At 51.7% G+C, this 19,965-nt stretch carries 18 protein-coding genes and 1 pseudogene; 9 read left to right on the top strand and 10 right to left on the bottom strand.

All coding sequences use genetic code 11. The annotated features are described in order from the left end of the window. Positions 1 to 275: 275 nt before the first annotated feature. Positions 276 to 986: an SDR family oxidoreductase gene (locus AC6I7T_RS05985; protein WP_497792420.1), complete on the top strand. Its 711-nt coding sequence runs from the start codon at positions 276 to 278 to the stop codon at positions 984 to 986. A 372-nt stretch (positions 987 to 1,358) separates the two neighbouring features. Here AC6I7T_RS05985 and AC6I7T_RS05990 read toward each other — a convergent pair whose 3' ends face one another. After that, positions 1,359 to 3,470, bottom strand: coding sequence for a tRNA nucleotidyltransferase/poly(A) polymerase family protein (locus AC6I7T_RS05990; RefSeq protein WP_497792421.1), 2,112 nt, complete (start codon positions 3,468 to 3,470; stop codon positions 1,359 to 1,361). A gap of 164 nt (positions 3,471 to 3,634) precedes the next feature. Between AC6I7T_RS05990 and AC6I7T_RS05995 the strand changes: the two genes are divergently transcribed. The 5 genes from AC6I7T_RS05995 (at position 3,635) to AC6I7T_RS06015 (ending at position 8,602) form a co-directional block, all read left to right on the top strand. Continuing rightward, entirely contained in the window at positions 3,635 to 4,162 is a 528-nt protein-coding gene (locus tag AC6I7T_RS05995; protein ID WP_497792422.1) for a DUF6982 domain-containing protein, read from the top strand. Positions 4,163 to 4,230: 68 nt separating this feature from the next. Further along, the gene (lpxD, locus tag AC6I7T_RS06000) at positions 4,231 to 5,238 is read left to right on the top strand and encodes a UDP-3-O-(3-hydroxymyristoyl)glucosamine N-acyltransferase (protein ID WP_497792423.1); all 1,008 of its coding nucleotides are present in this window, start codon (positions 4,231 to 4,233) and stop codon (positions 5,236 to 5,238) included. Between the two features lie 49 nt (positions 5,239 to 5,287). Then, the gene (locus AC6I7T_RS06005) at positions 5,288 to 6,088 is read left to right on the top strand and encodes a response regulator (RefSeq protein ID WP_497792424.1); all 801 of its coding nucleotides are present in this window, start codon (positions 5,288 to 5,290) and stop codon (positions 6,086 to 6,088) included. After that, the gene (locus AC6I7T_RS06010; RefSeq protein ID WP_497792426.1) at positions 6,085 to 6,471 is read left to right on the top strand and encodes a hypothetical protein; all 387 of its coding nucleotides are present in this window, start codon (positions 6,085 to 6,087) and stop codon (positions 6,469 to 6,471) included. The genes AC6I7T_RS06005 and AC6I7T_RS06010 overlap by 4 nt, the downstream gene beginning before the upstream one ends. Before the next feature lie 274 nt (positions 6,472 to 6,745). After that, positions 6,746 to 8,602 (top strand): sensor domain-containing diguanylate cyclase, encoded by a 1,857-nt coding sequence (locus tag AC6I7T_RS06015; protein ID WP_497792427.1) that lies wholly within the window; start codon positions 6,746 to 6,748, stop codon positions 8,600 to 8,602. A gap of 95 nt (positions 8,603 to 8,697) precedes the next feature. Here the strand turns inward: AC6I7T_RS06015 and AC6I7T_RS06020 are convergent, their stop codons facing one another. The 7 genes and pseudogenes from AC6I7T_RS06020 to AC6I7T_RS06050 form a co-directional block, all read right to left on the bottom strand. After that, a complete protein-coding gene (locus AC6I7T_RS06020; protein WP_497792428.1) occupies positions 8,698 to 10,425 on the bottom strand; it encodes an outer membrane protein assembly factor BamB family protein in 1,728 nt (575 codons plus the stop codon). Positions 10,426 to 10,623: 198 nt separating this feature from the next. Beyond that, positions 10,624 to 11,149: pseudogene (locus AC6I7T_RS06025) on the bottom strand (IS630 family transposase); the annotation flags it as partial. 588 nt (positions 11,150 to 11,737) lie between these two features. Further along, complete coding sequence (locus AC6I7T_RS06030; protein ID WP_497792429.1) at positions 11,738 to 12,691, bottom strand: hypothetical protein; 954 nt, start codon at positions 12,689 to 12,691, stop codon at positions 11,738 to 11,740. Between the two features lie 92 nt (positions 12,692 to 12,783). Next, positions 12,784 to 13,716 (bottom strand): glutamate formimidoyltransferase, encoded by a 933-nt coding sequence (ftcD, locus tag AC6I7T_RS06035; RefSeq protein ID WP_497794559.1) that lies wholly within the window; start codon positions 13,714 to 13,716, stop codon positions 12,784 to 12,786. After that, positions 13,713 to 14,441 carry an acyloxyacyl hydrolase gene (locus tag AC6I7T_RS06040; RefSeq protein ID WP_497792430.1) on the bottom strand — a complete coding sequence of 243 codons (729 nt, stop codon included), beginning with the start codon at positions 14,439 to 14,441 and terminating at the stop codon, positions 13,713 to 13,715. The genes ftcD and AC6I7T_RS06040 overlap by 4 nt, the downstream gene beginning before the upstream one ends. 164 nt (positions 14,442 to 14,605) lie before the next feature. Continuing rightward, positions 14,606 to 15,352: a YebC/PmpR family DNA-binding transcriptional regulator gene (locus AC6I7T_RS06045; protein ID WP_497792431.1), complete on the bottom strand. Its 747-nt coding sequence runs from the start codon at positions 15,350 to 15,352 to the stop codon at positions 14,606 to 14,608. 180 nt (positions 15,353 to 15,532) lie between these two features. Next, positions 15,533 to 16,042, bottom strand: a complete 510-nt coding sequence (locus AC6I7T_RS06050) for an AI-2E family transporter (protein ID WP_497792433.1) — start codon at positions 16,040 to 16,042, stop codon at positions 15,533 to 15,535. A 114-nt stretch (positions 16,043 to 16,156) separates the two neighbouring features. On the opposite strand from AC6I7T_RS06050, the gene purQ reads away from it, so the two are divergent. Next, on the top strand, positions 16,157 to 16,852 hold the full coding sequence (gene purQ, locus AC6I7T_RS06055) for a phosphoribosylformylglycinamidine synthase subunit PurQ (RefSeq protein WP_497792434.1): 696 nt from the start codon (positions 16,157 to 16,159) through the stop codon (positions 16,850 to 16,852). Between the two features lie 46 nt (positions 16,853 to 16,898). Then, complete coding sequence (locus AC6I7T_RS06060; protein WP_497792435.1) at positions 16,899 to 17,708, top strand: tyrosine-protein phosphatase; 810 nt, start codon at positions 16,899 to 16,901, stop codon at positions 17,706 to 17,708. Between the two features lie 5 nt (positions 17,709 to 17,713). Here AC6I7T_RS06060 and AC6I7T_RS06065 read toward each other — a convergent pair whose 3' ends face one another. Next, positions 17,714 to 18,466, bottom strand: a complete 753-nt coding sequence (locus AC6I7T_RS06065; RefSeq protein ID WP_497792436.1) for an SDR family NAD(P)-dependent oxidoreductase — start codon at positions 18,464 to 18,466, stop codon at positions 17,714 to 17,716. Between the two features lie 105 nt (positions 18,467 to 18,571). Between AC6I7T_RS06065 and AC6I7T_RS06070 the strand changes: the two genes are divergently transcribed. Next, the gene (locus AC6I7T_RS06070; RefSeq protein ID WP_497792437.1) at positions 18,572 to 19,213 is read left to right on the top strand and encodes a DUF4232 domain-containing protein; all 642 of its coding nucleotides are present in this window, start codon (positions 18,572 to 18,574) and stop codon (positions 19,211 to 19,213) included. A gap of 132 nt (positions 19,214 to 19,345) precedes the next feature. On the opposite strand, the gene AC6I7T_RS06075 is transcribed toward AC6I7T_RS06070, so the two are convergent. Further along, positions 19,346 to 19,882 carry a carboxypeptidase-like regulatory domain-containing protein gene (locus AC6I7T_RS06075; RefSeq protein ID WP_497792438.1) on the bottom strand — a complete coding sequence of 179 codons (537 nt, stop codon included), beginning with the start codon at positions 19,880 to 19,882 and terminating at the stop codon, positions 19,346 to 19,348. Positions 19,883 to 19,965 lie beyond the last annotated feature (83 nt).

A 19,965-nucleotide genomic window follows, 5' to 3' on the forward strand; every position in this document is an offset into this window, starting at 1 on the left:
AGCAGGAATCAATTTTAAAGCTCGCTCGTGCGGGAGAGAGACCTCGTACACAGCAATGGCGGTTAAGGGAGTGGAATTCAAGTCCCGTACATCCAATGCAGTGTTGGGTGGATTATAGAAACCAAGCAGTTTGATGACAAGTTGTCTCTCTGGAAAGATATCCCTCACAACAAACTTTTGCCACTATCATCCGCTCGGCACGTTGGATGCTAAACGGATATTGCCGCGTTGATCTTATTGTAGAGAAGGATTCATCCGGAAGGGGAACGATACGCATGGGAACCCAAAAAACAATTGCCGTGATCACCGGAGGCAGCCGAGGTGTAGGAGCTGCAATCGCCCGAAGACTGTCAGACGAAGGTATTCATGCCGTCCTGGTAGGACGTGATTTGCAAGCTTTATCCCGGGTAAAAGACGAAATCACAGCGGCGGGGTCAACCGCCGATGCATTTGCTTGCGATCTCTTAAATGCCGAAGCCGTCGAAGCCTTTGGAAACCAAATCCGGGAGCAATACGACCGGTGTGATCTGCTGGTGAATTGTGCCGGAATCGGACGAATGGGCAAACCACTTCATGAGACGTCCATCCCGGAATTTGACACCATGATAGGGACAAATTTGCGCGGACCCTTCCTCATGATCCGAGCGCTTGCGCCCCTGATGATCCGGCAAGGAAGCGGACACATCGTCAACATCTCATCCCTCGCCGGCAAAAACCCGCTGCCGAATGGAGCAGCCTACGCCGCCTCCAAATGGGCTCTACACGGACTCATCTATTCCATCGCGGAAGAACTCCGCGAATACGGTATCCGCGTCAGCATAGTCGCCCCAGGCTCGATAGCCACGGAGTTTAGTAGCGGAGGCAGCAGCAAGAGCCCAGACAAAAAGCTGCGCCCGGAAGATATTGCTCACGTCGTAGCCATGCTTGTAAACCAGAGCCCACAGTCCTTTGTAAGCGAGGTTCTGGTCCGGCCTTTGAAAAAATAGGTTTCCCGAATGACTTTATAGCCGAGAGATTAAGGATTCGTTAGCAGGAGGCTGTGGCACCCAATATGCCTCAGGATGAAACAAGTCTCCGGTCTACTCCCAATGCTCAACGAAAAGGAAGCAATCCTCCTTCGCTCTCTGCTCCGCGATATAGAAGCAGGCCTAAATTCTTGCCACATGCTGTGGGAGTTGTTGACGACATCAAAGTAGAAATAACACCGCGGAAGCGATCAGGCTTGTTTACAGAGTAGAGAGGAATGGAATCGTCCAACGCAATAAGGCAAAGCGCCTGATGTAGACAGTGAGGCGAGTTCCCGGCAAGGAAGAGTCCTCTCTTCCCTGCCAGGGGGTTTAGATCGTTGTTGTCCCTAACTACTTCTTCTTCGGCTTTGCTGCTGTTTTAGGGGGTGCTGGAGCAGCTTTGTGTGCAGGTTTTGCTGGAGACTTCACTGCCACTGCTTTCTTCGCAGCGGGCTTAGCAGCAGTACCATGCGCAGGCTTGGAAGCTGGTTTTACCTGCTTCTTCGGTTCAGGCTTCGCCGCTACCTTTTTCGCCTCGTGCACCTCATGTTTTGCTTCGTGGTGCTTCACCTCATGTTTTACTTCATGCTTTGCCGGCTCCTTCTTCTTCGCCGGTTCTGCCTTATGAGGCACCTCGTGTTTCTTTTCTGCTACATGTTTCGCAGGCTCTGCTTTTTTAGGCTCAGGATGTTTCTCCTCTTTATGCACAACAGGAGCTGACTTTGCGGGCTCACTTACCTTTACAGCCGGATGAGCGGCTTTCTTTTCCGCACCGTGTACATCTTTGCCCTTTGCCTCCTCTTTCTTGGAAGGAGGCTCGGCCTTGGGAGCAGCCGCTGGTGGTTTATGTTCGGCCTGAGGCTCAGGATGCTTATCTGCAACCTTCTTTTGCTTTTCAGCCGGAGGATGAGCAGCAGCCTTCTCTTTCTTGGCAGGAGAAGTTGCACGAGGAGCTTCATCCTCGTCTTCGTCCTCCTCATCCTCTTCCCGGGCCTCGTCTCCGGAACCTGAAATGGGGCTAATTTCAACGTCCTCATCGGAGTCGAAATCGGCTTCTTCGTTCAGATCCAGGTCCTCTTCGTCCTCGTCTTCGGATCCTTCTTCTTCGTCTTCCTCGTCCTTAAGCTTCAATTCCGCCATGGCTTTGCGGCCACCGCGAGAGCGCTTAATTGTGACAGGCGGAGGAGGCGCAGGTGGAGAATACGGTTTTAGAAACTCCCGCATTTCTTCGGTCGTATTCAAACGGCCGTCGATCAATTCAAGAAAGATCTTCTGCACCAGATCCTGATAGCCTTCCATCTCCGGCACAATGCGCATTTCCTGCATAAGCGCATAGGGAACCTTCTGCTTAATCTCAGGCCAGGTGGTAAAGAAGTTCCGATACTTCTCCTCGACCGCAGCACTCTTATTGGTCAGCGCCAACCAGAGAACTGCTTCCGGATCGTAAGAGGTAAAGAGCTTCCAGGTTGCCGAGGGTGTGGCATTGTCCTTAGACAACAACACATGGCTGAACTGCTTGGCCATGGCCCCTAAGGAATTCCATTTGGTGACGAAACCCTTCCTGACCAGAGAATTCTTCAAAGACTCCAGAGCCTTTGCGTCCATCTTGGCTGTCAGAAACTCCATGGCAGCCGCAGAGGTATCAGGATTTACTCCCTGCATCTGCAATTTGACCAAGGTTTCGTGAAGCCGCTCTAGCTCGGCAATATCGGCCTTTTCGCTGGTCCACTCAGCAAAGAGATGCTGCATCCAGCCTTCCGCCTCAAGGGCCTTAAGGACTCGCAATGCGTCCTCTTCATGACCGACATCTTCCAACTCCAGCGAGCGTGACCAATCGGAGATCTGGGCGATAACGCCTTCTGTCTTAGCGTTCTCATAACGCTGGGCAGTTTTCTCGTCCATCTCCCAACCCAGGCGTGTCTTTAGCCGAATAGCCCTGGGCAGGAGAATGGGATTCTCCAGAAATCCATAATTGGAAACCAGTCGCAGAGTTCTCGCCTCAATATCGGCGACTCCATTCAGGGGATCCATTAACAAGCCATACGAGCCTTCATTCAATGAAAGCGCCATGGCATTCACAGTAAAATCTCTGTGACGAAGATCTTCCTGAATACTTGACCAGTGGTAAACAGGCTTTCCAGGTTGAGGGTAGGAAGCAATTTTGGTACTGCTTACCTCAACACGAACAGCTCCGGGAAAGCAAAGATAAATAGTGCGTGAAGCACTCTCTTCACCCCAGATTTCAATTCCTTCACCTTGAAAAGAACTTTCAAGCTTTCGGATATCCCCCTGGACGGAAAACTCCAGTTCGCGTACGGAAGAACCGCTCGTGAGGTCGCGGACAGCACTTCCCGTCAGAAACACAGTCATCTGTGCATCGCGAGCCGCATCTCTTACAACACGCAATGCATTTTGCTGGTTCTGAGAGAGTCGGTTCTCTAGCAGATATATATAGTCGGGCATGCCTCTGGCGTTGGCTCCAACTTCCGGCTTCCTTTTCCTTTAAGCTGTTATATTTCTTCAGTTTAAAGACGGTAAGCCATTGAGAACAAAGAAACAAGGTATCATACCATGACCACCTTTGCCACCGGCTCATGCACTATTTCTGTAGCTTTCCTGGTACCTCGATGCGACAATCCCTTGGAAACATGTCCCTCGGCCATAAAAAGGTAATTGTTCGCAAGCGAAATCGTGACTGGCTCGCGGGTTATCTCCCTCCCAGCCAGTTTGTCGAGGCAGGAAAAGTCTCCCTCCTGGACCCCTCCGGGAAGGTGACCACTCTGAACCTTGACGATGTGAAATGGATCTGCTTTGTTCGAGACTTCCAGTCCGGGGAAAGCGCTGATCCTGAAAGGCTTATCCGTAGGACCTTCACCTCAAGACCTAGAGGAGAAGGCCTTTGGCTGCGGATGCAACTCCTTGATGACGAGTTCTCACTGGAAGGGATGGCCCCTAACAATCGTTCCCTTCTTGATCCCTACGGTCTTCTGATCACGCCTCCGGATACACGATCCAATACGCAACGGATTTTCCTTCCTCACAGCATCCTTAGCTCCTTTGAAGTAGTTGCCGTCATTGGGGTCTCGGCGCGGAAAAAGTCCGTTCCGGAAGCACAGGCAGATCTTTTCCGGGAAGAGACTCTATCTGAAAACTAGACCAGCGGGATTTTCATCTCATTACAGTCTCACAACATCTTCTCTTTGCATCGCTTACAATGAGGTCCATGAAATTGGCCTCCCTTGCCGAGCATTTGGGGGCGGAGCTTCGCGGTGACGGGTCCCTGGAGATTTCAGGAGTCGCCGGCATACAGGAAGCAGGTCCGACCCATGTCACTTTTGTCTCTAATCCGAAATATGCCCACTTGGCTCGAGTAACGAAGGCTGCGGCTATCCTGGTAGCGCCCGATTTTCCAGAAGTCTCCACGGCCACGCTACGACTGCCAAATCCGTATCTGGCTTTCGCCAAGACGATTGAGCTTTTCTATAAGCCACCGGTTTACAAACCAGGCATACATCCGACAGCCGTGATCGATCCGTCGGCGGTAGTAGGGGCTCACTCTCACATTGGAGCTTATGCGGTCATCGGCCCAGGAGTGGTACTCGGCGATCACGCCACCATTCTTCCGCACGTCGTGATCTATCAGGGAGCAAAAATTGGACACCACTTTTTCGCTCATTCTCACGCCGTTGTCCGAGAACATTGCATTCTCGGAGATCACGTCATTCTCCAAAATGGAGTAATCATCGGCGCGGACGGCTTTGGCTTTGCCAAAACCGATAAGGGAACTTGGCATAAGATCGTTCAGTCCGGCCCGGTTCGGATGGAGGATCACGTAGAAGTTCAGGCGAATGCCTGCGTAGACCGTTCCAGCATCGGAGAAACCCATATTGCCCGGGGAGTAAAGATAGACAATCTCGTTGAGATCGGTCATGGCTCTTCCGTCGGAGAAAATACCTTACTCTGCTCGCAGGTGGGACTTGCCGGTTCTACCGTTATAGGCAAAAATGTCATTCTTGCGGGTCAGGTAGGAGTAGCTGGTCACTGCACGATTGGAGACGGAGCAATCGCCACGGCGCAATCGGGAATTCCCAACGACGTGGCACCGGGGAAAATAGTCAGCGGATATCCCGCTATAGAAAATCGTCAATGGCTTCGCTCCTCGGCATTGTTCCATCGCCTTCCGGAAATCCTGAAGAAATTGGAACGTATTCGACGAACTGAAACGGAATAGCTTTAGACGGCAGCAAAATACACCTGAAGCGCATCTTATTGCCTTAACCATGTCCACAGACGATTCCATTTCGACGGTCCAAGGCAGTGCCACTGCGCAGAAGCCTATCCGCGTTCTGCTGCTCGATGATCATCCGGAGAATCTGCTGCTCCGCTCTACGATTCTGCGCAAATATGGCTACCTGACCGAGACTGCAGAGACAATCGAAGAAGCAGAAAACCTGCTGGATCAGATTGATATTGCAGTACTTGACTATCATCTGGGTGCAGGAAAGTTCGGAACGGAAGTGGCCGCAAAGCTTCGTCTCAGGCACCCTGAAGTTCCCATCATCATTCTTTCCGCCACTCTGGAACGACGCTTTGGCGGAGTAGAAGACATGCATCTGCTAAAGGGCTACAGCTCTATAGACGACTTGGTTACCGCCTTGCGTAGCTTTGAAGCAAAACGCCGTGGAAAGCCTGTCGTTGTAGATGCCCGGGATTTCTTCTATTCACGTATCAACATGGCAATGGGTGGCGATGTGGTGGTGGAGGTCCTGGATAAGGACGGAAACTGGCAATACGTGAATGAAACCTGTGCACAGCTACTAGGACATCCCAGGGAATGGTTCCCTGGACGCAACATGTTTATGGAAGTGCCGGAGATCGAACCTGACTGGCGCGACATTCTGGAAACAGTTGCCACGACACGTGAGACCTATATCGATCGCACCTATCGAGGCTTACTCAACCTTCCACGCAAGGGCGATCAATGGGTTTGGAATGTCATTGCCTTCCCACTGAGGCTGCACAATAATTCGACGGGCGTGGTCTTGACGGCACGCATTCTGGAACGCAAAACTTTGCTATGAACCGTTCGAAATCCTGGCTGACGAAAGGAATCCTCAGCCAGCTCTCCTCAGGTGTTCTGATAAGCCTGACCTTGGGAGGATGTCACTCCGCTTTTGTAGAAACCAATATCCAAAACCGTAGCGGTATCCCCTTACAGCTCCTGGAGGTGGATTATCCCAGCGCCAGCTTTGGAGCGGCCGCCCTAGCTCCCAATGCCACCTTTCAGTATCGATTCAAGATCCAGGGTTCAGGAAATCTAAAACTAAGCTATGCAGATCCCGCAGGAAAGCTGCATCATTTTACAGGTCCCGAACTCAAGGAAGGCCAAGAGGGCAAACTGGTGATCACGATCAATCCGGCTGATTCTATTCAGTGGCAACCCACTCTCTCTGAAAAGCGCTAGAGCAATTCAGCGTGACTGTATCCAGGAATCGGAAAGAACGAGGGGCTGCTTTCCACTAAAGGAAGTGGCTCTCAGCCAGATTCCGATCAGACATAGTAACGCGGTATTGGTCGAGTAAGGATTGCCAAAGATCGAAGGTGATAGAGGCCCTCTCTGTAAGGTTCCGCATTGGGAAAATACAGAGAAACAATCTATTGACCTTTTAGAGCCACCAGGAAATTTTCTTTACCTTTCGGCTCTCTCCTGTCGATAGAAACTGTAAGACGAGGAGAACATGGCATCACAAAACCGACTTAGCGGGTTCGCCCGTCGGCTACCGCTCGGCGGGTGGATGATAGTCGTGTTTCTGTCGGTTGGGATATCCGTCGTCTTATCACTCACATCTTCGGCCAGAAGCAACATTGCTTCGATCTGGCCCTGCGACGCACTGCTAACAGCTTTTCTAGTCTGCTCGCGACGTAAGCGATGGATACCGTATCTGCTAACTGGATACGTAGCACTCGTAATTGCAAGCCTCATCTGCCGATACCCGTTTTTTTCAACTTTGTCCTTGGCAGCTGCCGATGTCGGCGAAGCATGGCTGGCGGCCTGGCTCATTAAGCCTTCGGGTCCAGGCAAGGTCGACCTTACGAATCCGGGGTGTTTTGCTCGCTTTCTAGGGGGAGCAGTAGTGTTGGCGCCGCTTGCTTCAGCCTTAACAGCAGGCCTGATTTTTAAAATCCTCTTCGATCAGACGCTAGCATCGACTCTGTATCAGTGGTTTCCCTCGAATGCCCTGGGAATGGCGATTGTTTTACCTATGGCGCTGTCTGTATACGAAAATCCCCCTACTGTATGGACTCGCAAAAAAGAATTTACAGTACTGTTCGTACTGCTCATCGCCGTCACCCTCAGCGTATTCCTGCAAAACACAGCTCCTCTCCTCTTTGTTATTTATCCTTTTCTGCAGATCATCTGCGTTCGACTAGGGCTGGGAACTGCGACAATCGGTGTCTTTCTCGTTGCCGTGATCGGAGGAACACTTACAGCACACGATCACGGACCGCTAGTTCTGATGCACCAGCAGTCGGTAAACGGACGCATTCTGTTCCTGCAATTCTTCCTCGCTACAGCGATGTTCACGAACTACATCGGAGCGATGATTCTCGCGCAACGCGACCGGATCGCCACGGCGATGCGCAAAAACGCAGTCCTGTATCGTCTGGTTACCGAATACTCCCGCGACATCATTATCCTGGCAGACCTGGCTGGAAATCGGACCTATATCTCGCCGGCAATCAAAGACGTGCTCGGATATCAGCCCTGCGAATTGATGCATGAGCCCCTTAACAGTCTGGCCCACCCCGATGATCAAGCCGAATACCTAAAGGTCCTCTCAAACCTGCGCAATGGCCAGGATGGACAATCCTTCATTTATCGGGATCGGAAGAAGTCTGGAAGTTATCTTTGGGTAGAAGCAAATATACGGATCTATCGCGATGAAGAGACCGAACAACCCATTGGTTTTCTGAATGTCGTTCGCGACATCTCGCGAAGAAAGAAAGACGAAGAAGAACTCAAGCGCGCTTACCGCGCCGTTGAGGCCCTTGCTGTTGTCGATGCGCTAACTGCAATTGCAAACCGTCGTCGCTTCGACGAAGTTCTGGCCCAGGAGTGGCGGCGCGGAATTCGCGAAGCAAAGCCGCTCTCTCTGCTACTTCTGGATGTCGATTTCTTCAAGCGTTATAACGACCACTATGGTCATGTCCGTGGAGATAGCTGTCTAAAGCAAATCGCTGAAGCAGCTCTGGACGTAGTCTCCCGTCCAGCCGATCTTGTTGCACGATTTGGCGGCGAAGAGTTCGCCATTGTGCTCCCGAATACACCGAGCGCCGGTGCCGCTGAAGTAGCCGAACAGGTACGAGCTATGGTGGAACATCGAGCCCTTGCCCATATCGGAAACCCCTATGGAGTCGTAACCGTAAGCATTGGTTGTGCCACGATGGTGCCCCAGCGTGGCATGAATTCTCTCCGGCTGATTGAAATCGCAGATCAGGCTCTCTATAACGCTAAGCACAAAGGCCGGAACTGCGTCGTCACAGCAGAAACCAATGTAGCCGATATTTCCGAATCTAGGCTCACGACGAACTAAAGCAATTCGAGCTTGGTTTATCTGAACAATTGAAAGCCGCACCGAGATTCTTCCAGCGGACACACTTCTATGAAGCGGCTCCTCGTCTGTCTAACTCACTGCGGAAGACCGAAAGCGTAGACCTTATTGTTTGTAACCCCACTCTGTCCATAACCAGATCCCCAATACACAACTCCATCCAGAATTGAAGGTCCACTAACAACGGATCCACCACTCGCAAACTTCCACAAGATATTTCCAGAAGCAGCATCGATAGCAACCATATCTCCAGAAAGTGAGCCTGCGTAGACTACTCCATTAGCTTCGCTAAGTTGCCCTTCTGCCCCTGCTGGATACTTTGAATTTAAAGGATTCTGTCCGGTAGCAGGTATCTGCCAGATGATCTTCCCTGTAGAGAGGTCTAGAGCCGCCCAGGAGCCTGCATTCCATGTTTTCTTATGATCTGGACCTAAGGTATAGGACGTATGAGAAGCATTATTAATTGGTACGTAAGCACGTGTAGCATCAATGGCTGAGCCAAACATGATTCCGCCTGAGTGATCGCCGGGACCAACTTGTGTCGCCCAAACGACTTCTCCCGTTAGAGCATCGAGAGCCCAATAGACCCCGCTTTTTTGTCCCGCACCGACAAGCTCGCGAGTCCCACCATCTTTCGTCGGAATCGTGAAGAGATTTGGGCCCGAGCCAAAATCGTAATCGCCACCTGCGGGATCAGGACAAGGAATCCCTTTGGTGGGATTTACGATGCAAGAGACAGTCCAGGTATCAGCCCCGGCCAGACGTCGTACCCATTTGATATGTCCATCATTGGGATCAAGAGCTCCAATGGCATCGATATAGTCGTGAGGATCCAAACAAGCCAGTTGTTGCGTTGCATCGCTTGCGTTCTTAATGCAATTTGCAACATCCGCAGGAACTGAATAGTTATTTCCTGTCGAGAAAAATAGTGAACCGTTTTTATCGTCAAGAGGAAAGCCCGATTCCCACACCGCTCCGCCCGTATATCCAGGGGGAACCATATAGGTCCGCCATATCACCTTCCCAGTCTCTAGATCCAAACACACGATACTGCCACGAAAAGTAAGCTTGAATCCCGGCTGCGACGCTGCAAGGGCCTCCTGGCGCGAAGATATGCCAACAAAGACCCGGTCACCATATACCACTGGAGATGAAGTAATAATTGCACCTTCGGCTCCATATAGGTTGTTTTTCCACACCAATTGTCCTGACGCCCGGTTAAAGGCAACCACATAGGCGCTGGCTTGGTCACCAACAATCGTGTAGTAGCGAGTAAGTACGGGGGAATTACGTGAGTAAGAAGTCGCGATTCCGGTGTACTCCGAGATCTTATGAATCCACTCTGCTTTGCCTGAATCCCTGGTAACGCGATAGATATAGCCGCTCTTATCGGCAAAATAAGCGGAATCGCCTCTCACCGTAGGTGTTGCCGAAACCTCTCCTGCGGTGGTGAAAACCCATTTAGGAGTTAGTTTCGATACATTTTGAGGATTGATAGTGTGTTCGAAGGAAGAGTTATGGGTATTCAATCCATTCCCGCCCCAAATACTCCAGGACCAGGGATCAAAGATTAAATAGTCAATTGGTGAAGTTGATTGCTGCACTGGCATTTGTCCCTGCAGTTGCGGAACCGAAACCACAAACACAAAAAGCAGGCACAGAAATAGAGCAACAGGTTCAGTGAGCTCTAGATGAATTCGCTGGATTTGAATCAGGTTGAAAGAACGAAGAGAGATGGGAACAACATTGGGGTTTCTCTTCTTACTGGAAAGCCCAGAGAGGTGGGGGAAGACCGTCTGGTGCATCCGCTTACTCCTGAGTATTCGATTTTGGGAGGTAGTTCCTCTGTGCGAGGTTGAGAGACGGCAGCTTAGAGCATTTTTCGAATTAGTGTAGACCATTTATACAGAGACGGAACCAAGCCTGAGCATTATCAGGGGAAATAAGCTTGAGAGCGTCGGCTATAGCTTGCTCAAGGGATTCTCTGGTTCTAGCTTTGGCAGCCCGAAGCAGTTGTTTGAGCTTAGCCCAAGCCTTTTCGATCGGATTCAGATCGGGCGAGTAAGGCGGCAGGTATAGCAATTCTGCTCCAGCGGCCTCGATCAGCCTCCGTACGCCGTTGACCTTATGGGAACTCAAGTTGTCCATTACCACCACATCGCCAGCTGTCAGTGCCGGACAGAGTATGTGTTCGACATAGGCTAGGAATATCTCCGCATCGGTAGCGGCTTCGATGGTCATCGTTGCTACCATGCCACGAAAACTCATTGCTCCCAGGATGGTCATGATTTTCCATTGTCCTCCAGGAGTAGATTCGTGTATACGAGTGCCTCCGAGGCAACGGGCATAACGCCTCGTCATCGAAGTTGTCACACCACTCTCGTCAAGGAAGATCAGCCGTTCCAGACTTGTCGCCTGGATCTTGGCGACAAATTCTTGGCGTCGCTGGCGGTTCGCTTCGGTATCGCGTTCACTGGCATAGAGCGACTTTTTTTCAGCCGTAAACCCAGTTTCCGAAGTAGAAACCAAATCCGCCCCAAGCTCAGTTCCACGCTTGCTTCATTGTGCAACTTTGCTTGCACTTCAGCCAACGTTAAATCCGGCTCCGCTTCCACCCACGCTATTACCTGCTTTTGCTCTCTGGCTCCGACGTGTGGTTTTCTCCCGGGACGATGAACAACTCGCTCGGCTTGACCACTATGCTTCCGCTGGCTGGAAACCTTCTTCGCCCAACCTACACTTACTCCAAATAGCTCTGCCAATTCCTCCAGCGTCCCATTCCCATCATCATAGGCTGCTAGGAACTTACGTCGCAGATCATCTTCGTAGGCTTTCGCCATTGCTTTGCTTGTCGCTGAGTTTCGCCATGCTCAGTCTACACTAATTCGAAAAATGCTCTAGAGCATTTCCCGCAATACAGATGAACCTTTCATGCTCGTTGGATGCAGCTTTCTTCTGCACAAGCAAACTGAAAAAGATTCACTGTTTCCTGGAACCCACGAAAGCTTACGCTGTTTTCCGCCAGAGTAGGAGGCACTTCACCAATATTGGATTGGAAAAAGAAAAGCTCATGCGCCGATCAAGCCGCATGAGCTTTTGTTCTAAGAAGTAACAGAATTACTGAACTACCGTTTGGAATAGTGGGGATTGTAGCAAGCTGGCAAACTGGCTTTCACTTGCAGCAAACTTTACCAGCAGCTTTCCGGAATCGGAGTCCACGCTGGTTTCGCTAATTGCCTGTTTTTCCGAGTTTGAGCCACTCATCTTCTTATAGAGCATTGCGGCATTCAGGAGCGAAGACATGGTTGCCGCAGTAAACGTATCGGGAGTAGAAACAGATAGATTGAACTTCACGCCATTTTGGAAATTCATGGTGTAGGCGGAGTTCAAAAGCCGTTTTTTTACCGTCTCATAATCGGCCAGCTGTGCCGCATCCCCGAGTACGGAGTGCATCATGACCTGAGTTCCCTTCTGATCCAGCACACTCCACAGAGGTTCTTGATCCACCGACTGCATCATTGCCAACATAGGCTGGTTATTGAGCAGGCTCTGGGAGATACCATCGCGGGCATTAAGAGATAGCTTGAGCGCCTCGGAAGAACCAAAAACCATGGTTGTCGGATTCAAGAAGGTCACGAGCAGACCGCTGGTTCCCATAGGATAAATTCGGTTATTCCGAATCGATGTCGGCTTCAGCTTCTGTTTACGGAAGTTCGCCAGAATGTCTTGAAGAGAAAATTGTCCCTGGGCGATTCCCAGTGTCCTGGTAGCCTCTGCATTGATGCGGAAAGAGGCAAAGGCTAACTGATCGACATCTCTCGTTTCATTCAAGCCGGATGACTTTAGCGCCGACTCAAGCTGCTTCAGCTCAGGAGGCATGATCCGCGAACGCAACTGCATAGCTGCAGAAGAGTTCTGCATAGCGCGGTAATCGATAACGACCAATTGCTGTACATCTCTTGGAATTGCCGACCGGGCATCGCCGCCTAGTTGAGCGCCAAATGCTGGTAAACCGGCCACTAGACAGGCCATACCCAGCAGGCCCAGCCAAACTTTCTTCCCTGTCTTCACTCTTGTTGCTCTCCTTCAGACGACCTTGTCTGCTCAATAGCTACAGCGACGACTCCAGCTTTTCCAGAGTTTCGCCCAGACAAGGCGCTACTTTATCTTAGCGCCGCTACCGGCCAAGGCAGCGGTGATTGTAATCTGCTCTCCAGAATCTTTTTTCCCGGATCGAAGTCAACTAATAGACGCGCCCACTCGCTATCCCGCTCATAGGCAGCTTCAGGAATCAGCCCAATCAGTTCCCCATGAGCCATTTCCACCTTGTGGCGCTGAGCCAAATGCTTCACCGTCGCAAAGACACTGGAGATCGGGGTTTCCTGGAAGTTGGTGATATTCATCGAGATCTGAGCCTGGCCATGGGCCAAAACACCTATTGCTTTGACGCCCTTCAAGCCTCCGCCGGAAGCACGAATTTCCCGCGCAACTGCCCGAGCGACACCCACATCGTTTGTTTTCAAGTAGATATTGTAGGCAACAAGAAACCGTCTTGCCCCCACGGCCGAAGCCCCTGCGGTAAGATGCAGATCCGGACCGCCAACATCCGGCCGGCGGGCAGGCTCTTTCTTTACCGCTTCCTGCAGTCCTTCAAACTGTCCGCGACGAACATCCTCTAAAAGAGCCCGATCCGGACGTGCAGCTGCCGCTTCATAGAAGTAGACCGGGATGGCATAACGCTTCCAAATCTCGATCCCTGCCTGCCGTGCGGCAATCGCGCACTGCTCAAGAGAACAGTTCTGCACAGGCACAAAAGGAATCACATCCGCCGCTCCGATTCGTGGATGCTCCCCTTTTTGTACCGTGAGATCAATCAATTCCGCAGCTTTACCTGCGGCACGCACGGCCGCCTCAATAACCGCAGACTGTGGACCGACGACGGTCACTACCGATCGGTTGTGATCGGTGTCCATGGACCAATCCAACAGCCGAACGCCTTCCACACACATGGAAGCAACAATCGCCTCCACTTTTGCCGCATTGCGGCCCTCTGAAAAGTTCGGAACACACTCAATCAAGGGACCATTCGCATTCATTTCCACCACGTATATCCCATCTGAAACTGTATGCTGGCATTTACTCCCGGGTTCTTGTCTCCCAAACTTGCGCTGGAGATATGAACAGCATTCACCCCGAAGTCCCAGGATCTCTTCGGAGACACAAAATAATGTGCTCCCATGCCAAACTGAGGAGTGAAGTTAAAGACACTCGTACCGCCGGGATGCCCTTTAGCCACCATGTAATCGGGCGGATATTTATGGTTCGTCCAAATCACGCCACCGGCTCCTTGAAACCAAGGCTGGATTCGCTTAGTTCCATGAAAGTTCCAACGCAAAATGATCGGAGTAATACTTACGCCGGTAAAAGTTCCTCCGCCGACCGGAGTTTTCGTTGTGATTGTCTGTCCACCCACGGTACGAGTCGAGGTTTCAATGTGAGCTGCGGGAGTATAAGACTGCCAAAATGGCAAAATCTCTCCAGCGTATTCAAACTGTCCGCGTAACAGTCCAGGCCCCATCGGCTCGGTGAGCACCTTACCGCCGCGAACACCCAGAGCGAAAAAGCTGAAGCTCGACCGGTCTCCATCGCCAATACCACCTTGGGCGAAGGGCCCGATCTCCCAGGGCCTGCTTGCGCGAACCTGTCCTACATAATCGTTGGACTTTGCCGTCGTCTGCTTACTGTTTTGTGCGTATGCCGAGGAAATACCCGACAGGGCTCCTGCCAAAACCAGCCACACTCCCAAATGCGCGATTTTCATCGTTCTTGTTCTATCCAGACCCGGTTTTGCCGGAATTGTTTACCTACTTGATGAACCGGAGAGATTATCCGCATCAGAAAAACGAAGAATCTGCTCGATTTGTCCACCCAGAAAGAAGGCCGCCAATCCAGGCGGCCTTCTTCTTTATCTCAACTTCCCGCCGCTTAGCCAGCTACCTCTTCCAGTTGCTTGGCATCCATATCGAAGTTCGAATAGACATTTTGAACATCGTCGTGATCTTCAATCGTCTCGAGAAGACGAATCATCTGTGTCGCAGCAGAACCTTCGAGCTTAGTGTAGGTCGAAGCAATCATCGTGATCTCGCTCATCACTGTCTCGATGCCAGCGGCCTTTACAGCCTCAGACACAGCTTCAAAAGAAGCCGGATCAGTGATGATTTCCCACGTATCGCCTTCGTCGTTCAGATCCTCGCCGCCGTGCTCCAGAACAATACCCGTCAGAGTATCTTCATCGGCCGCTGTCTTCGGAACTGCGATGATGCCCTTCTTCGAAAACATAAAGCGGACAGAGTTAGACTCGCCCAGGTTTCCACCATGTTTTGCGAAGGCATGACGAATCTCACTTACAGTGCGATTGCGGTTATCGGTGGTGACTTCCACCATCAGAGCGACACCACCAGGGCCGTAGCCCTCGAAAGTGATTTCCTCGTAAATCGCACCAGGAAGCTCGCCCGTACCGCGCTGAATAGCGCGTTTGATATTGTCTTGGGGCATGTTTTCGGCTTTAGCTGCTGCAACAGCCGAACGCAACCGCGGATTGCCGTCTGGGTCGCCGCCTGCACGGGCTGCGATAGTGATTTCCTTAATTAGGCGGGTAAAAGCCTTGCCGCGCTTGGCGTCAAGAGCGCCCTTTTTATGCTTAATTGTCGCCCATTTTGAGTGGCCGGACATGAGAACCTCAGAAGCGTCTAAATCGCTCACCGCACCTGCCGTGCAAACCGGGCCCTACTGATGGCACCAGGGATTTACGGCACGCGGCCAACCATATCAATATACCACTGCTGCGCGACTCCCCGGCAGAGCTTGTTGCAAAGATAAAAAGGAAAGGAATTCGCCCGCAAAATACTCTCCTTACACGGATTTCGGCTTTCGAAATGCGTAGACAACAGCAAGGAGAGGTGGCGCAATTAAAACGCCCCAGAAAGGAATAACGATTCCGAGCACGATCGGCACCAGAATCGAAGCCCAAATCGGTACCCTCGTCACCTTCTTCATCAGCAGGGGCTGTAACAGTAATTGATCAATAACAACGATCAGAGCATACAGACCAAGCACAAAGCCCAGCCTATACATATCCTTACCGGTGACAAGAATGCAGAAAACCGGCCCTAGAAGCGCAATCACTCCGCCGAAATTTGGCACAAGCGTCATTAGTCCAGCAATTAACGCCCACACCGGGGCAAAGGGCACATGGAGGAGGAGAAGGCCTATCAACCAGAGTACTGCTACACACAGACCCTCTATGGTAACGGCGCGCCACCAGTTTGCCAGAGCTGTACCGGCGGTTTTCAAGCTGCTCTGATACCCGACACCTCTCCGGATTGGTGCCGGACCCGAGCGGGATTCCAAATCCATCGTCATACTTGGTTGGATTCGATTGAATCAACGGAAGATGGATATCTGTTGCAGAAGGAACACATTCCCGCGAAGCGAGAAACCATCACAAGGCTTCGCAACCCCTGCTAATCTATAGACATGAAATTCGGCGTCCTCGTTTTTCCAGGCTCTAATTGTGATCAAGATACCTACAACGTGCTGGCTGAAATAGCTCATCAGCCGGTCACCTACCTCTGGCATGATTCGTCCAGCCTGGAAAATTGCGATGCCATTCTGGTTCCAGGCGGCTTTGCCTATGGAGACTACCTACGTACTGGCGCTATCGCACGCTTTTCGCCGGTAATGCAATCCGTCAAGAAATTTGCCGCAGATGGCGGACTGGTTCTAGGGATCTGTAATGGTTTTCAGATCCTTTGCGAATCGGGCCTGCTGCCCGGTGCCCTTATGCGGAATGCCGGACTGAAGTACATTTGCCGCCAAGTCCACTTGCGGACTGAGACTTCCAATTCGCCCTTCACTCAAAACCTGAAAAATGGGCAAGTCTTGCAGATCCCTATCGGACACATGGAAGGCAATTACTTCTGCGATCAGGAGACGCTGCAAAAGCTGGAATCGGAAGACCGCATCGCTTTCCGTTATGCAACTACCTCAGGAGAGATCACCAAAGAGGCCAATCCAAACGGCTCACTCTCGAACATCGCCGGAATTCTGAATGAAGGTCGTAATGTCCTTGGGATGATGCCTCACCCGGATCGCTCTAGCGAAGATCTGTTGGGCACCTCTGATGGCTACCACATCTTCGCAAGCATGATCGCATCCTTTGCTTCAGCCTAGTTCTTAAAGAAATACCTCAACCTGCAGGTCGCTATAGAGGCAGCAGATGATTGACATTCACCATCACCTCCTTTTTGGGCTCGATGATGGTTCTCCCGACATCAAAACCTCGGTGGCAATGGCACGCGCCGCTGCCGAGGATGGGATCACGCACATCGTCTGCACGCCCCATGCAAATTCGCACCACAAATTCCAGCCGGAGGTTAACCGCGCTCGTCTTGCAGAGTTGCAAGGCGAGTTGGAACTGCCGATCAACCTAGGGCTGGGTTGCGATTTTCATCTCTCGTTCGACAACATTCAGGACGCGAAGCAGAACCCTACCAAGTACTCCATCAACGGCAAAGGGTACCTCCTGGTGGAATTCGCTGACACGAATATTCCGCCAACGATCAATGAAGTCTTCAAAGATCTCCAACAGTGCGGGTTGGCCATCATTCTCACTCATCCCGAACGGAACCCCATCATCGTTCGCCATCCGAAGATGATGGCGGAATGGGTGCAAATGGGGTGCCTTGTCCAGGTAACCGCAGCCTCTCTCTATGGCCGGTTCGGAAAGGCTGCTGAGGTCTTTTCAAATGAGTTGCTTTATCGAAACTGGATTCAATTCCTGGCAACAGATGCGCACAACCTAACCTCGCGCCCGCCGTACCTCAAGCCAGCCTATGACTATGTGGCTCAAAAGGTAGGCGAACGGACTGCGAGGAGACTCTGCGTCGAAAACCCGCGCGCTGTCTTCGAAGGCGCTCCCCTGCCGGAACAACCCCAACCGGAAGGACTCTGGGACGAAAACCTCGACTTTGGGATTCCAATGACACTTCCCAAGAAGGGGTTCTTTAGTCGCTTCTTCTCTCGATAGACGGACTACAAACCTAGTCCGCCGTCCACTGCAAGAATCTGTCCGGTAATAAAGTGAGGACCGAGCGCGAAGAACAATACCGCTTCGGCGATTTCTCCGGGAGCCCCATTGCGAAGCATCGGAGTCTTTGCAGCGAAATGCTCATAGGCTTCGGGGACCTCACCCATTTCAATCATTCCAGGAGCTACACAATTCACGCTCACCTCAGGCGCAAAAGCTTTCGCCATAGTTTGCGTCAACATGTGAAGGCCTGCTTTGGAGGTACAGTAATGGGCGTGCGTAGCCCAGGGATGCAGTCCACCCAAGGACCCGATGTTGATGATTCGTCCCTGCGCCGCCTTCAGAGCTGGATACGCAGCACGGGTTACAAGGAAGGGACCACGCGTATTTGTCTCAAACATGGCATCCCATTCCGGCGTCGTAATTGACTCCAGGGACCTGCTCTCAAAGCGACCGGCATTGTTAACCAGCACATCCAGCCTTCCATAACGGGAGACCGTCTGGCTTACGGCATCTTGGACACTCTGTTCCACGCGAATATCGCAGACTAGTGCATTTGCCCGAACGCCAAGCTGTTCAAGTTCGCGAACAGTTTTTGCAGCATCTTCGGAAGAGGTTCGATATGTAATGGCAACATCGGCACCAGCCTTTGCCAGGGCAAGGGCAACGGAACGACCGATCCGTCTTGCAGCACCGGTTACGAGTGCAGTCTTGCCCCTTAGCGGGCGCGTCTGCGAGATGATCTCCAATAGAGACATACCAGTCGATCTTACCTATTCCGCAGCAAAATAAAAGCAGAGCAGGAGGGGAGAAACCATTCCGCCAAAGCGGCCATCCACTATCATTAGATAGGTAGGCCAATTATGCGTCCCTCCCAAATTGCTGCTATTTCTGCATTTTCCGTCTCTCTGCTACTGGTCGCAGGGTGCTCAGGAAAGGCTCACTCCAGCAACAAAGCTCTGGCAGCTCCAGCGTTAACGAGAGAGATGCCCCGCTCCCGAAAGGCTCCGGTCGATCCAAATGCGCCTTACGCAGTTCTCAAACACAGGACAGCTCCGGAATTAACAGCAACGAATGCGACAGCTACTCCCAGCGAGGCGCCTTTCTGCTCCTCTGCCAATCTGGCTGTCTCCGAGATCGCGGCAAATGGCAATGCCACCGAACGGACCGTCTCAATCGCCTTCACCAACAAGGGCGACAGTGCCTGCAAACTGAGCGGATATCCTTTTGTGTCCTTCCCGGCAGAAGAGCAACCCTCGCTTAAATCGCTGACTGTTCTTCACGACCAGAATGATAATCCGGAAGAAGCTTCCGTCCTGTTACCACCCAAAGGTGCTGCCTTTTTCTCCTTGCGATGGACAACAGGCGACAGTTGCCCCATGATTTCCAAGCTTCTGGTTACTGCTCCAGGAACGACTCAGTCCTTTAGCCTCAATCGCCCTGTCTCACCGTGCCAGGGGCGGGTGGAGATCACCGCAATCAAAGCTGTTCCGGCTAATGGATAAATCGTAACGGTGACATCGGCTTTTGACGAGCTCCGTCCGAAAGCAGGCAGATCGAAACAACATTGAAGCAAGAAGAAAGGGTGTGTCACATGACACACCCTTATCTTTTGGCTAATGGTCCGCGGGAAATCACTACTGCTGCGGTTGAGGACTATCGGGAACTTTCTTTTCTTGGCCGCCCTCAGCTTGAGAATTTGCGGTCCCAGGCTGATTGTTGGTGGCACTCTCGTCGTGCTTCTTGTAGATGGAGTATTGCTCCTGAGGCCGTTTCATACGCACTTCGATATTTTTCTGCGCGGTATCCAGCTTGAAGCTCTCACCGTAGGTTTGGAAGCCCTTAGCAATCACCTGGAGAAGGATTGTACTGCCGGTTGGCAATACATCAATAACAGCCTTGCCCTCCTGATCGCTCTTCAACTCCATGTTGCCCTTGTCGCCTTCAAGATGAAAAACGACTCCGGCGTTAGGAATCGGTTTCCCGCTCGAATCCCGCAGTACTGTTATCTCCACATGACTGGTAGGTTTGGGAGGAACATACTTCCGCCCACGACGAGGCCGATTCTCCTGCTGCTTATCTTCACTCTGCCCCGCATAGGCCAGGGTTCCCAGAGCAAAAAATCCCATTAACGCTACCGCCATCGAGCGACGGTAAAACTGCTTGGTCCACATGCCAGCATTGTACTGATAGGCATTGTTCTGCGGAAGCTCCGGAGACAGAGAATCGTATCCACAATTTCTATTCCTAAAATTTC

The sequence above is a fragment of the Humiphilus diazotrophicus genome (assembly GCF_059726315.1).